Origin of the sequence: Rhizobacter sp. SG703 (genome assembly GCF_012275445.1) — a bacterium.
GTDB lineage: Bacteria > Pseudomonadota > Gammaproteobacteria > Burkholderiales > Burkholderiaceae_C > Rhizobacter.
In genome coordinates this window covers 130,536-143,887 of record NZ_JAAZQK010000003.1, presented here as the reverse complement: position 1 = coordinate 143,887, position 13,352 = coordinate 130,536, and the positions used below count along the sequence as shown (strand labels likewise).

11 protein-coding genes are annotated in these 13,352 nt (G+C 70.4%); 2 read left to right on the top strand and 9 right to left on the bottom strand.

Features of this window, described 5'->3' with window-relative positions; all coding sequences use genetic code 11:
- Window positions 1–193: 193 nt before the first annotated feature.
- The 8 genes from FHT26_RS06360 to FHT26_RS06325 all read right to left on the bottom strand — a co-directional run bounded on the left by FHT26_RS06360 (window position 194) and on the right by FHT26_RS06325 (window position 9,985).
- Window positions 194–661: a hypothetical protein gene (locus tag FHT26_RS06360; protein ID WP_168559318.1), complete on the bottom strand. Its 468-nt coding sequence runs from the start codon at window positions 659–661 to the stop codon at window positions 194–196.
- Window positions 642–3,026, bottom strand: coding sequence for an RHS repeat domain-containing protein (locus tag FHT26_RS06355; protein ID WP_168559317.1), 2,385 nt, complete (start codon window positions 3,024–3,026; stop codon window positions 642–644). Before FHT26_RS06355 ends, FHT26_RS06360 begins: the two co-directional genes overlap by 20 nt.
- A gap of 98 nt (window positions 3,027–3,124) precedes the next feature.
- Complete coding sequence (locus tag FHT26_RS06350) at window positions 3,125–3,829, bottom strand: hypothetical protein (RefSeq protein ID WP_168559316.1); 705 nt, start codon at window positions 3,827–3,829, stop codon at window positions 3,125–3,127.
- A 6-nt stretch (window positions 3,830–3,835) separates the two neighbouring features.
- A complete protein-coding gene (locus FHT26_RS06345; RefSeq protein ID WP_168559315.1) occupies window positions 3,836–4,903 on the bottom strand; it encodes a TAXI family TRAP transporter solute-binding subunit in 1,068 nt (355 codons plus the stop codon).
- 29 nt (window positions 4,904–4,932) lie between these two features.
- On the bottom strand, window positions 4,933–5,550 hold the full coding sequence (locus FHT26_RS06340; protein ID WP_168559314.1) for a hypothetical protein: 618 nt from the start codon (window positions 5,548–5,550) through the stop codon (window positions 4,933–4,935).
- Complete coding sequence (locus tag FHT26_RS06335) at window positions 5,547–7,484, bottom strand: SulP family inorganic anion transporter (RefSeq protein ID WP_168559313.1); 1,938 nt, start codon at window positions 7,482–7,484, stop codon at window positions 5,547–5,549. The genes FHT26_RS06340 and FHT26_RS06335 overlap by 4 nt, the downstream gene beginning before the upstream one ends.
- Before the next feature lie 42 nt (window positions 7,485–7,526).
- On the bottom strand, window positions 7,527–8,270 hold the full coding sequence (locus FHT26_RS06330; protein WP_168559312.1) for a response regulator transcription factor: 744 nt from the start codon (window positions 8,268–8,270) through the stop codon (window positions 7,527–7,529).
- Between the two features lie 326 nt (window positions 8,271–8,596).
- Window positions 8,597–9,985 carry a sigma-54-dependent transcriptional regulator gene (locus FHT26_RS06325; protein ID WP_168559311.1) on the bottom strand — a complete coding sequence of 463 codons (1,389 nt, stop codon included), beginning with the start codon at window positions 9,983–9,985 and terminating at the stop codon, window positions 8,597–8,599.
- A gap of 202 nt (window positions 9,986–10,187) precedes the next feature.
- Here FHT26_RS06325 and FHT26_RS06320 point away from each other — a divergent pair, with 202 nt between their 5' ends.
- Window positions 10,188–11,198: a hypothetical protein gene (locus FHT26_RS06320; protein WP_168559310.1), complete on the top strand. Its 1,011-nt coding sequence runs from the start codon at window positions 10,188–10,190 to the stop codon at window positions 11,196–11,198.
- A 25-nt stretch (window positions 11,199–11,223) separates the two neighbouring features.
- A complete protein-coding gene (locus FHT26_RS06315; RefSeq protein ID WP_168559309.1) occupies window positions 11,224–11,490 on the top strand; it encodes a hypothetical protein in 267 nt (88 codons plus the stop codon).
- On the opposite strand, the gene FHT26_RS06310 is transcribed toward FHT26_RS06315, so the two are convergent.
- Window positions 11,491–13,347, bottom strand: a complete 1,857-nt coding sequence (locus FHT26_RS06310; RefSeq protein ID WP_168559308.1) for an ATP-binding protein — start codon at window positions 13,345–13,347, stop codon at window positions 11,491–11,493.
- Window positions 13,348–13,352: the final 5 nt, after the last annotated feature.

Here is a 13,352-nt window from a genome sequence, read left to right as displayed (position 1 = left end):
CCGCCTGACAGTTTTCTCGGAGGCATTCGAAGTGAAGCAGCGAGGTGCCACGTCGAGGCATTGCAAGAGCTTTCCTCGTACCCACGGACATAGGTGTGCAGCGGTGACTCATGCATCTCGTTCCTCGTCTTGGCAACGAACGCACAAGGGCGCCCCGGTTTGGCCTCTGATACGCCGATGACGGAGAACTCGATCACGACTCGATTGCGCGACACAGCTGTTCGAAGGTGGCTGCCTTGGTCAATCTGGCCAACACCGTCTGCAGCGGACGGCTCCTGGTGTAGGGCTTTGGATCCCGGCTCACGTAGTCCTTCACTTCCTTCTTGACCAACTCGAGCGACTGACTGGGCACCTCCTCCCATTCCATCTCGAACAACAGAACAACATCCAGGCCAGAAGCGATCACCGCGCTGACCCAGATGACCGGCCCGACCTCGCGAATCAAGGCTCTGTCGAGCCTCCACTGCCCGGTGGCCTTCCCTGCAAAGCAGCGCCCCCGCGGATCGAAGCGACGCAAACCTTGGAGGCGTCCCGTTTTGAAGTACGTGTGCAGCGGACAAGCCTCCAATTCCCTCTGGCTCGCCGCACAGTAGGCATAAAGATGGCGGTGCTCCTTGCTCGTCAACACGAGCGTGGGGAACTCAATTGCAGGTGCATTCATCTGCTGCATCCATTGCCACTCCCGCACCTGCGTAGCCGCCAGCGGCCCTCGCCCAGCCAGGCGAGCCATACAAAGTCCTCGACACAGGATCCATCGTATTCAAAAGCCCCCTGTTGATCGAGTTTGGCACCGTGGGATTGAGGTTCATCGGATGGTTGGCAATGCCGGGGAAGTTTCTCGCAACCCCGCTATTTTGCGGAAAGAGCCAATGATGCACATCCTTGCCCGGGGGCAAGGACTGGGCGCGCCCGTAGCGTGCGCGCACCGCAGGCCATCGACGGCTGGCTTCGAGCCAGCTCTTTCCCGACACCGAATGCCTGAATGCACCTCCCGCCCAGGCGCCACCGACGGCCCCGACCGCACCGGCAATTCCCACCTGGGTCCAGTCGACGCACTTCATGCGCCCTCCATTCATCAGAAGCTGCAACCCCAGATCGGACAGCGCTCCGACACCACCGCCCACCAAGGCCGGGATGAAGAAAAACTCGCCGGTCGGATCCGTGAAGAGCGTCGGATTCCCCCCGGCATGCGCGTAGGTGTTGATGCCACCCGCCAGCCCGATGGGATCGCTCTGCGTGTACCGCCCGTCCGCGGCGTTGTAGTACCGATTCCAGTTGTAGAACAGCCCGCTCTCAGCATCCGCCACCTGCCCCGGGAAGCGCAGGCTGAACGCGAACGGCCCGTGCCCCCCCTGATCCACCACCGGCGCCGTCGTCCCGAACGGCTCGGCCAGCCACAGCCAGCGGATCACGCCATCGGTGTCCAGTACCGCCCGCGGCGCGTTCAGGTGATCGGCGTGGATGTGGAACACCAGCGGCGGGCCGCTCGCATCCGCCGGGTTCGGCATGAAGACCGCGATCGGCACGTCTTGCAACCACACGTACTCGCGGATCACCCGGCCCTCGCGGTCGTACTCGCCGAGCAACTGGCCCTCTTGGTCGTACACGTAGATCACCGTGCTCTGCGGCCCGGTGTTGCTCACCTTGCGGATGCGCTGGCCCATCGCGTTGTAGGTGTAGGTCGTCGTGATGCCGCCCTTCGTCAGCGTGGCGAGTCGGCCGGCCATGTCGTAGGTCGCCGTGTAACCCGCGCTGTCGCTCGTCGTGTTGCCGGCGTCGTCATGGGCCAGGCTGCGCGCCGGGTTCGTCACACCGCTCAGCCGGTTGCTCGTCGGCGCCGTGTCGTAGCGGCTGGGAATGCCGTCCAGGCTCACGGTCGCGCGGTTGCTGTTCGGGTCGTAGGCGATCGACCAGCTCGTCGTCGCGGTCACCACGCTCGTGAGCCGGTCGACCTCGTCGTAGCCGAACTGCTGGTCGAGGGCAGGCTGCAGCGTGCCGTCGGGCTGCTGGTGCGTGAACGCCGCGATGCGGTCCTGCGCGTCGTAGCGCACATCGCGCAGCACCTGGCCGACCGGATAGCGCGTCATGCGCCCGCTCAGGTCGAACGTGCGCTCGTGCGGCATCAGTCCGCCGCTCCTGTGCCATTGCCAGCCGTCGATGCCGAAGCCGAACGGCGCCCACCTGACGGCGCTGATCAGCGGTGACGGCTCGGCCGTTTCGTTGGGCGCCAGCGCCATCGCGGTCACGTCGCCCCGGTGGTGCGTGATGTGCAGCTTGTGGCCCGAGGGATAGACGATGCTGCTGACGTGGCCACCGGAGGCATACCCGTAGCGCACCGTGTGAGTGACCGTCGCTGTGTTGGCGCCACCGGCCGCATCGAGAAACTGCGTGTCCGTCAGCAGGTCGCCGAGCGGCGCGTAGCTGTAGCGGCTGCCGCCGCCCGCGTGGCTCGTGCTGCTGAGCCGGCCGATCGTGTAGGTGAAGCCCGGCCCTTGCTCGTCATACCGGAACTGCGTCGGCAGCTCGCTGCGCCCGCCCAGGGCACGCACCACGCTGGTCAACGCGCTGCCGGCGTCATAGGTGTAGCGCGTCAGCACCCCGCGGCTGTCGAGCGCGGTCTGCACCAGGTAGGTCCCGGGGACATAGGTGAACTCCGTCGTGCCGGTGTCCGGACTCACGATTTTCATCACGTGGCCCAGGCCGGTGCGCTCATAGAGCGTCTCCAGGCCGCGCGGGTCGATCACCTTGTTGATGTACGGCGTCATGCCCCAGTACTCGAAGCGGATCGTGCCCTGCCGCGCGTCGGTGACCGACGTGATGCGGTAGATGCCGTCGTAGGCGATGGAGGTGCTGTCGCCACTCGCGCCACGCAGGATCTTCGTGACGTGACCCATCGCGTCGTACTCGTAGCGCGTGGTCGGCGAGGGCGACACCGGTGGCGGCGCCTGCGCCGGCGCGGCGCATGGAATCGCACATGACAAGGAACAACCGAGCGCCACCCACAGGCCGGCGCGCGCATGCATCATGAAAGACCTCCCTGGTCTGTTCGTTCAGGATGCGGCGCAGTCTAGAAATCCGGCTCCTTGCGGGTCAACCGGTCCAGATGAACCTCTTCATCGGCGCGTCAGCCCTGCGGCTGCGCCTGCGCTGCCTGCGCGAACGACTGCCCGGCCGCCTCCATGCGCGCGTTCAGCTTGTCGTTGATCTTGCTGAAGATGTCGAGCATCTTCTCCAGCGCATCCATCAGCTTCTTCGGATCGTTCTTGTCGGCGCCGTGTTGTTCGAGCTCGCGCAGATTGCGCGTCGCGCTTTCGAGCTGGTCGAGCATCTTCGACAGTTCGGGATCACCGTCGCCGGCGCCGGACGCCGCCGACGTGGCCTGCGCCTGGCTGCTGCCCTGCCCGATCGGCTTCAAGCCGCCGAGCGTCGGGCGGGTCAAGGCCATGCTCGAGTTCGGGCCCGGTCGTCCGAACGGCGACGCCGTCGCCGGCGGCCGCGGCGGCAGCTTCGGCGGCCCGCCCGCCCCACCGGCCTGGCTGTGCAGCACCAGCGCCTGCGATCCGCCTTCGCCCGGGGATGCGCCGTCGCGCCGCACCGGCGGCGGCAGGCTCGCCGAGCGCGGCCGTTGTGCCGCGCTGGCCAGCGGCGTCGCACCGCCCTCGCGCCGCGACGGGCCGCCGACCGCCGCATCGCGCTGCGACGGCGTCGACGGCCGCGGCGTGATCGCCGGCCGGCTGCCCGGCACCGACCCCGGCGTGACGCCGGGCCCGATCGTGTTCGACCGCTGCAGCCGCGGTGCGTTACCGAGCGGGATCTGCGGCGGCGGCATGGCCGTTCAGCGCGATGCCACGCGGCACAGGCCCAGCACTTCGCGGCTCTGCGAGCAGCTCGATGCCGCCGGGGCCTTGCCTTCGGACGCGACGTTGCGCGCCGGCTCGGCCTCGGTGTCGCAGTGCGACAGCACCTTCTGCGTCGGCGCGTAGTACGACCAGCCTTTCGGCAGCTGCGGCGGCGCGAGGCTCACCTCCTGCCACTTCGCGTGGCCTTCGGTCCTCAGCTTCTCGAAGTTGCTGCACATCGACTTCGCGAACCGCGTCAGCGAGGCGCGCACATCCGGCGACTGGTAGTCGTAGGTCACCAGCATCGACTTGACCGACAGCGAGGTCGCGTCCTGCGTCAGCCAGTTCGGGTAGCTGGTGGCGCGGATCGTCGCCGGCACGTAGGTGCCGTCCAGCGCCTGCGTCTCGGGCGCCGCGCGGTCCAGCGTCAGCAGCTTGATGTACTGGCGCGCCTCCGACTTCATGTCGGCGAACAGCTTGGCCGGCTGGCCGGCGACGATCACGACCACGTCGATCGACTTGTCGGTCGCGAGCTTCACCAGCGCCTCCTCGTTCGACAGGAAGCTGGTGTTCTGCTCCAGCATCGGGCTGCCGAACATCGCGCGGTACAGCGTGGTCGCGGTCAATGCGGTGCCGCTGCCGACCGGGCCGACGTTGATGCGCTTGTCGCGCAGCTCATGGATCGAGCGCAGCGGCGAATCGGCGCGCGCGACGAAGTAGATCTCCTCGTCGTACAGCGGCATCACCACGCGCAGCGGCTTGATCAGCCGGGCCGCCTCGGCATCGCCGGCATTCGCCTGGTCGAGGTAGGCGCGGTACACGTCGGACTGCACCAGCGCGAGCCGCACGCCCGGCTCGGAGCGCAGGCGGCGCACGTTCTCGGCCGAGCCCTTGGAGGGCAGCACCTCCAGCGGCAGGCCGGCGGGTTTGCCGATCAGGCGCGACAGGTCGCGGCCGATCTCGATGTAGGTGCCGCGGTCGGAGCCGGTGACGATGCGGTCGCCGGCAGCATGGGCGCCCAGCGAGGCCAGGCACAAGGCAGCGGTCAGAAGAAGTTGGCGCATGGATTTCTCCGTTGGACGGTGGACGGCGCTCAAGGCGCCGGGAGTTCGCACAGGCCGAGGGCCCGGCGAGCAGGGGGACAGGAATCGATGGACGGGGCCGGCATCGGCTGCAGCAGCGCGACAGTGGCGGTTGGAGTGACGGGCGGTGTGACGGCGGGCGTGGCAACGGACACCGCAGCAGACTCCGGCGCGGGCACCGGTCCGGTCGCCGCAACCTGCACAGCCGAGGCCGCCGGCGCAACCGCTGCGGCCGACACGACCGGCGCCACCGGCACGAGGGTCGCGACCTCCGGCATCCGCGGCGCCACCGGCCGCGAACCGCTGAACGACATCGCGAACGACGCCGCACCGGCCGCCAGCCCGCCGCCCACCAGCCACGGCAACAGCCGGGCGTACGAACGCGCCGGCCTGGCCGCCGCGGCCCGGGCCGATGTCGTCTCGCGGCGCGGCGCGGCCGTCGTCAATGCGGCGATCTCGTCGGGCTTCAGCATCTGCAAGGTCGGCACGAAGTCGGTGCGCTCGTCGTCGGCCTCGGTCTCGGTCTCGGTAGAGGCCAGGTCGCGGTCGAGTTGCGCGTCGAGCCGCGCCAGCATCGAGACGAAGGCGTCGCGTTCGCGCGCCCCGGCCTGCACGGCGGCCGCGCTCACGGTGCGCTCCGGACGATGTCGACGCGCTTCATGCCGGCGAGGAAGGCCTCGCGCACACGGCTCTCGTCGAGCTGGCCGGCCAGCACGTTGCAGAACTGGTCGCGGCTGGTGACGGCGGCCGCGGCGCGGCGCACCAGCACGTCGGCGATCGGACCGATGTGCTCCGCCAGCAAGCGGGTCGCATGGTCGATCACCGCCAGCGGAAGGGTCTGCGCATCGCGCCGCGCCCGCTCGGCTTCGAGCTCGCGCAGGCTTTGCGCATCGGTGCAGTAGTTCACCGCATCGCCGATGTGGCCGAACACCAGGCACGGTCGCAACGGCGATTCCATCTCGGAGATGCGCTCGCCGCCGACCACCAGCAGCTGGCGATCGTCGCGCTGCATCACCGCGGCGCAGCGCGACAGCGCCTTCGCCGCGGTCAGGTCCAGGCCGCCGCTGCGCGTCAGGTCGAGCACCACCTGGCGGGAGCTGGCGTTCACCCGTTCGACCGCATGCACCGCGGCCTCGACGGTCGCGAAGAACAGCGGCTGGCCGATCTCGATCACCGGCACGTCGCGCGAGCTGGTCTTGCCCATCGGCACGCCGACGATCGTCGGGGCCATCGCATCGGTGGCGTTGTATTCGCGGCGCACCAGGCTGTCGCGCATCTGCACGAAGGCCAGCACCGAGGCGGCGACCACACCGGCGCCCACCGCGACCAGGATGTCGGCCGACAGCAGCAGCACGCACACCAGCGCGACCACCGCGATCTCGCCGCGCATGCCGTGCCGGCCGGCCTGCCATTGCGCCAGCAGCTCGCGCACCGGCGGCACGGCGATCTCGCCGGCCACGCACAGCATCAGCGCGGCGACCACCGCCAGCGGAACCTTGACGATCAGCGAGGCGAACACCAGCGTGCCCAGGCCCACCAGCAGCGCCGACGCGAGCGCCGAACTGCGCGAGCTGGCGCCGGCCTTGACGTGCACCGACGAGGTCGAGGTCCCGCCGGCCACCGGCAGCCCGCCGGCCAGCAGCGACACCAGCGAGCCGAGGGCACCGGCCATCAGCGCGCGGTTGGCATCGAATCGCTGCGTGCCGAGGTCTTCGATCTGCATCGCCGAGGTCAGCGTCTCGACCGAGTTGACCAGCGCGATCACCGCGGCGAAGGCCAGCACGTCGAGCCAGCGGCCCGGCGGCCAGCCGTCGACGAACTGCCCGACCAGGCGCGACACCGGCAGCAGCGGGCCGCCGGCCAGGTCGATGGCCGGCAGGTGCGGCAGCGCACCCGGCGCGCCGAGGTCGACCACCAGCGCGATCAGCAGGCCGGCCGCCAGGCCGGCGAGCATCGCACCGCCTGCGCCGTAGCGGGCGCGCAGCAGCGCGAACACGCCGAAGGTGCCGATGGCGGTGCACAGCGGCGCCCACGGCCGCAGGCGGTCCGGCGCGGCCACCAGGTCGGGCAGCTCGGACCACACCAGTCGCAGCGCCAGTGCGATCACCAGGCCGGCCGTCACCGAGGTCGGGATCAGCCGGATCAGGCCGCCCAGCCGCAGCGCCGCGAAGGCCAGCTGGAACAGCATCGCGATGAACAGGCACAGCGACAGCAGCGCGAGCACCTGCGGCAGCTTCGTGCCTTCGCCGGCCGCGAACGATGCGGCCGCTGCCGCGATCACGACCGCAACCGAGGCCCGCGGCGAGAAGATCTGCGTCGGCACCGAGCCGAGCGCGCTCGCGACCAGCGCGCCGAGCGACGCGGCGATCAGCCCCGACAGCACCATCGCCGACACCACGCCCGGCCCCATCGACGAAATCGAGCCGGCCGCCACCGCGCCGTACGACACGGTGGTGATCAGCGACAGCAGCGCGGACAACGAAGCCCCTCGCACGTCGCCCCAGGGCAGCGGGACGCGGTCGGGACGCAGGCCGTCGAAGGTGGAGTGGGTGTGGGAGCGCATGGTGGTGGGCGGTGTGGTGGACGTGTGGTGGACGGTGGTGATCTAGGCGTGGAGCGTGGCCTGCACCGCCAGCCCGGGGGCGGCGGCCGGCGCGGAAGAGGGGCCGCTGGCGGAGCGCGGCGCGGCGGCCGCGTCGATGCGGTAGCCGCTGCCGTAGACGCCGCGCAGCGCGAGCGCTTCGCCGGCACAGCGCTTGAGCTTGCGGCGCAACTGGTAGATGTGCTGCTCGATCGAGCGGCCGGTGATGCCGGCGTCGGCGCCCCAGACGTCCTGCGCAAGGCGGGCCCGGGTCACCAGCTGGCCGGCGTTCTCGAACAGCAGCTGGGCCAGCGCCAGTTCGCGGGCGGTCAGGCCGACGCGATGCGAGCGCGAGACGATCGCGCAGGCGCTGCGGTCGATGCTGCAGCCGGCGACGCTGAGGCCGGCCTCGGCCGGGGCGGGTTGGCGGCGGCGCGCGGCGGCGCCGATGCGCGCCAGCAGCTCGGCACCGCGCACCGGCTTCGCGACGAAATCGTCGACGCCGGCGTTCAGCACGCGGGCGGCCGTCAGCGGGTCGGTGCGGCCGAGGGCGACCAAAGTCACTTCGGGGTTCAGCCAGTTGCGGCGCCAGTCGACCAGCGCGGCGCAATCGGTGGCGGGGTCGTCGACGTCGACGACGATCAGGCCGTGGTCGTCGCGCTTGATGCCGCGCAACAGCGTTCCGGTGGACGCATAGACCTCGCAGTGGAAACCGGCGCACTCCAGTGCGGTCCGCACGACCAGTTGCGTGTCTTTGTCTTCGATCAACAAGGCTGCTTTGTTCACGAGACTCCCCTATGTGTTGAATGATGTCTGACCGGCCTGTTCCGCAAGGCATGTGCCACGAAGCGATGTATGGCTGCGCGACTTGCAAGCGGTTTCACAATCGCATGCAAGTGCTTGATTCGCCGTCATGCGCCACCGAAGCGAACGGGCGTGCCGCAGGCATCCGACAGCGGCCGGGCCGGGCGGAGAATCAAGATTGAGAAGCGAGGGGGTGCGGCTCTCTCACGACTGCGACAGCGCAGCGCGGCAGCGGGACAGCGGCCTCTGGGGGGCCGTCAGGTTCGCGTCAGTCGGCGGCGCGATCGTGCTCAGCCGGCAGGATCGGTGCTCGGGTCCTTGTACGCCGACGGGTCCACCGCCAGCGCCTTCAGCTTGCGGTACATCGTCGCCGGCGTCAGCGACAGCTCGGCGCAGGCGGCCTTCACCGAGCCGCCGTGGCGGCGCAGCGCTTCTTCGAGCAGGCTGCGTTCGATCATCGCGACCGATTCGTCGAACGAGCGCGGGGCCGAGGCCGTCGGCTCGCCATCGACGAAGATCGGCAGGCCGAGGATCATCCGTTCGGCGCAGGCCTTCAGCTCGCGCACGTTGCCCGGCCAGCGCGACGCGAGCAGCGCCTGGTGCTGGTCCGGCGTCAGCGACGGCACCGGCATCTGGAAGCGCAGGCTCGCCTGCTGCAGGAAGATCTGGAACAGCCCGAGGATGTCGCCCAGCCGGTCGCGCAGCGCCGGGATCTTCAGCGATGCCACGTTGAGCCGGTAGAACAGGTCGGGCCGGAACTCGCCCTTCTTCGCGAGGTCTTCGAGGCTCACCTTGGTGGCCGCGACAACGCGGAAGTTCACCGGGATCGGCTTGTTGTTGCCCAGGCGCTCGATCTCGCGCTCCTGGATCACGCGCAGCACCTTGGCCTGCAGCGCCAGCGGCATCGCCTCGATCTCGTCGAGGAACAGCGTGCCGTCCTTCGCATGCTCGATCTTGCCGATGCGCTGCTTGCCCGCGCCGGTGAAGGCGCCGGCCTCGTGGCCGAACAGCTCGCTCTCGAACAGGCTCTCGGGAATGGCCGCGCAGTTCAGCGCGACGAAGTTGCCGCTGCGCCGGCCGAAATCGTGCAGGCAGCGCGCGACCAGTTCCTTGCCGGTGCCGGTCTCGCCGTGGATCAGCACGTCGACCGGGGTCGGCGCGAGGCGCAGGATCAGGTCGCGCAGCTCGCGCACCGGGGCCGCGTCGCCGCGCACGATCTGGTCGATCCCGGACGACTCGGCCAGCCGCGTCTTCAGCTGGCGGTTCTCCTGCACCAGCCGGTACTGGTCGGCCGCGCGCTGCATCACGGCCAGCAGCCGCTCGCGGCTGAACGGCTTCTCGAGGAAATCGTAGGCGCCCGAGCGGATCGCCTGGATCGCGGTCGGGATGTCGCCATGGCCGGTCATCAGCACGACCGGCAGGTCGGCGTCTTTCTCGCGCGTGCGCTGCAGCACGAACAGGCCGTCGGCCTTCGGCAGCCGCAGGTCGGTCAGCACCGCGGCGGGGGCCACGGCGGCCATCTGCTCCATCGCCGATTCGGCGTCCTCGAACAGGCTGACCTGGTAGCCGGCCAGCTCCAGCGCGCGCTTCACGCTGGCACGGAAGGCTTCGTCGTCCTCGATCACCAGGATGCGCGTCGCGGGCGTGGCGGCACTGGCGGCCGCGTCGGTGTCTTGCATGGTCTTGTCGGGAATCGAGGGCTTCACGTGGCGTTCGGTGCAATGCAAGCAATGCAGCGATCGTAGCGCCCTGCCGGCCTGTTGCACGGGCCGCGGCGGCCAACTTCGCGTCCGCATGCGCCGCTTCGCGTGATGCCGCAACCCGCGGCGCCCGGCCAGCCTACCGTGGCGGCCAACGACGTCACAGCCCCAAGGAATCCGCATGCCTCCGATCAATCCGCTGTTGGTGAAAAGCGGCCTCCAGGCGCTCAACCGGATCGGCCAGCAGGCCGGCAAGCTGGCGACGTCCGCCCCCGGGCTGGCGGAAAAAGCGACCGGCGCCGCGCGCCTCGCGGCGAAGCAGATGAGCGGATTGAGCGGCCTGGCCGAGCGCCTGCCGTCGAAACTGCCGACCGCCGCGACGTTGCAATCCGGCATCGCCGGACTGCGCCCGCGCCTGCAGAACGCGTCGTTGCTGGGGAAGATGGGGCGACTGGGGCAGGCTGCGCAGATGGGGAGCACGGGACCGATGGGACCCCTGCCGAACCTCGGTCACCTTCCGACGGGGCAGTTCGGCCAGATCCGCGATGCCGCGCAGTCGGCGCTGCACAGGCCGATGGCCGCGGCGCTGAAGGGCTCGGACCGCGCCTCGCGCGTGGCCGGCGAGTTCCTGCAGGCGCTGCACGACATCGAAAGCAACGCGCTGTACCAGAACTTCGCCCCGCCGCTGGTGGCCCAGATGCTCGGCGAGGCGCGCACCGGCCTGCAGTCGATCCACGACATGATCCAGCGCTTCCAGTCCGGCCTGGCCGGGTTGTCCGGCGGGCCGAAGCCGAGCGGGCAGAAGCCCCCGACCCAGAAGCCGACCACGGAGAAGCCGACTGCCGAGAAGCCGACCCCGCAGCAACCGGCGGCGGCCCGGCCGTCCGCGCCGCTGGGCCTCGGCGCCAAGCCCGAGCCCGTCTCGCTGTCGAAGTCCACGGCCGCGGAAGGGGTCCAGTCGTTGCGCGAGCGGGGCGTCGACCTGAAGGCACTTCAGCAGGACATGCGCAACTACAAGCTGTTCGCCCAGCCGACCCACGACGAGCTGCTCGACAAGTACAAGGACCAGGCGGATCTGTCCATCGTCGACGACGGGCCGAAGCTCGGCAGGTTCATGGTCGCGCTGAACCGCGCTGTGCTGGCCGACGCCGGAACGGCGCCGTCGGCCACGACGCCGTCATCCGCCCCCTGATCCGATTCTCCCAAGGACCCTTCCGATGCGCCTGAACACCGACCTCTGCGACGCCGATCTCCCGTTCGACGACGCCTCGTTCGACGACCTGCAGTCCGAAGCGATGCGCCGCTTCGAAGCGTTGGTCGACCGCGTGACCGACGGCCTGATGAACGATCCGGTCGACAACGGCCCGGCCCATGACCGCGAGGCCTGCCGCCTGGCCGCGATCGCGCTGCTGGCCGAGGCCAACCGGTCGGCGTTCGGCGCCGATTCGCCGGTCGCGCAGGTGCTGGCAGGCCGGCAGCGGTAGCTACAAGGTCCCCGGCACCGTCGTCGGGTCTTCGAGCGGCAGCCGCACGTCGAAGACCGCGCCGCCGCCGCTGCCGTTGCGCGCCAGCAGGTCGCCGCCCATCTCGCGCATCACGTCGCGCGACAGCGCCAGGCCCAGGCCCAGCCCGCGGCCGGCCGCCTTGGTCGAGAAGAACGGCTGGAACAGCCGCTCCAGCACTGCCGGCGCGAGCCCCGGGCCGTTGTCGGCCACGCTCAGCACGATGAACTCGCCGTCGGCCACACAGCCGAATTCGATGCGGCGCGCCGGCACCGGCTCCAGCACGTCGAGCGCGTTGTTGACCAGGTTCGCGATCACCCGCACCAACTGGCCCTCGAAACCGTGCGCCAGCGCATCGTCGAAACCGATCACGATCTCGCACGGCGTCTGGCCCAGCCGCGAGCGCAGCATGCCCAGCGCCTCGAGCACCGCCTGGCGCAGGCTCAGCTGCTGCACCTGCGCGGTCGAACGGGCCGGGAACGCCGCCAGCTGCGCGGTCAGGTCGGTCAGCCGGGTCGACAGTTTCAGCATCGAGCGCATGCTGGCCAGCACCTCGGCGGTCTCGCCGCTGTCGATCAGTTCGAGCGCCGTCTCGGCGACGAGCCGGATCGATGCCATCGGCTGGTTCAGCTCGTGGTTGATGCTCGCGACCAGGTGGCCGACGTTCGACAGCCGCTGCGCATACGCCAGCGTCTGCTCGGTGCTGCGCAGCACCTGCTCGGCATCGCGGTCCAGCGCCAGCATCTCGGCACGCAGCGCGATCGCCTCGCGCTGCTGCTCGGCGGCCACGCGCGAGCCCTCGGCGTAGGCCTCGTAGGCGCCGGGGTAGTCGCCCTGGTCTTCCAGCAGGTCGGCCAGCAGCAGCCGCGCGGTCACCAGCCGCGGCTCGTTCGGCAGCGTCACCAGGTGCCGCACCGCCGCGCGCGCGCAGGCCACCGCCGCCCGGCTGCGGTGGCGCGCGCGCTGCAGCTCGGCCATCTGCAGCCACACGGCGCCGCGCTCCAGCCGGCTGCCGCGGCGGCGCGCCCAGTCGGCCAGCCTTCGCAGTGCGAGCAGCACCGTCGCGTCGTCGCCGATCGCGGTCGCGACCTGGGCGATGTTCTGCAGCACCTGCCCGCCATCGGGCTGGCTGCGCGGGGATTCGATGTGGCGCGCATCCGGCAGCACCGCCGAGGCCCGCGCGTACTCGGCCTGCGCGCCCTGCACGTCGCCCTGCTGCGCCAGCTGGCGGCCGCGCTCCAGGCGCATCAGCGCTTCGTTGTGGCGCAGGCTGATGTCGAGGTGGTGGTCGTTCGGCGCACCGGGCGTGCCGACCGCGTGCGCGGCCATCGCGATCGCGCTGTCGAGGTCGCCGCCCAGCCGGTGCGCCATCGCCATCGCGGCCTGGCAGCGCGCCAGGTCGGCGCGGTGGTCCATCAGCCGGAAGCGCTCGGTGGCTTCGGCGATCAGCGTCATCGCGCGCTCGTGCTCGCCGACCTCGAGCCAGCACTGGCCGCGCAGCAGCAGGATGCGGGTGGCGCGCCAGCGGTCGTCGCGGCGCTCGAAGGCCTGCTGCGCTTCGAGGCACAGCACGTAGGCGCGGTCGGGGCGGCGGGCCTGCAGCACCAGGGTCGCGGCGCGGAACAGCGTGCGCACCGTCTCGCCGTCGTCGCCGCCGGCGCGCGCCAGCGCGATCGCCTCCTCGCACAGCGCGACCGCATACGGGCCGTCGGCGGCGACGCGCTCCATCGCCCTCAGCAGCCGCTGCTCGACCTGCGACGGCAGCAGCCGCTCCGGCGCGGTGTGCGGCCAGAGCGTCGGGCGGTCTTCGAAGAAGTCGTGCGGATCGCTGTCGGGCATGGGGC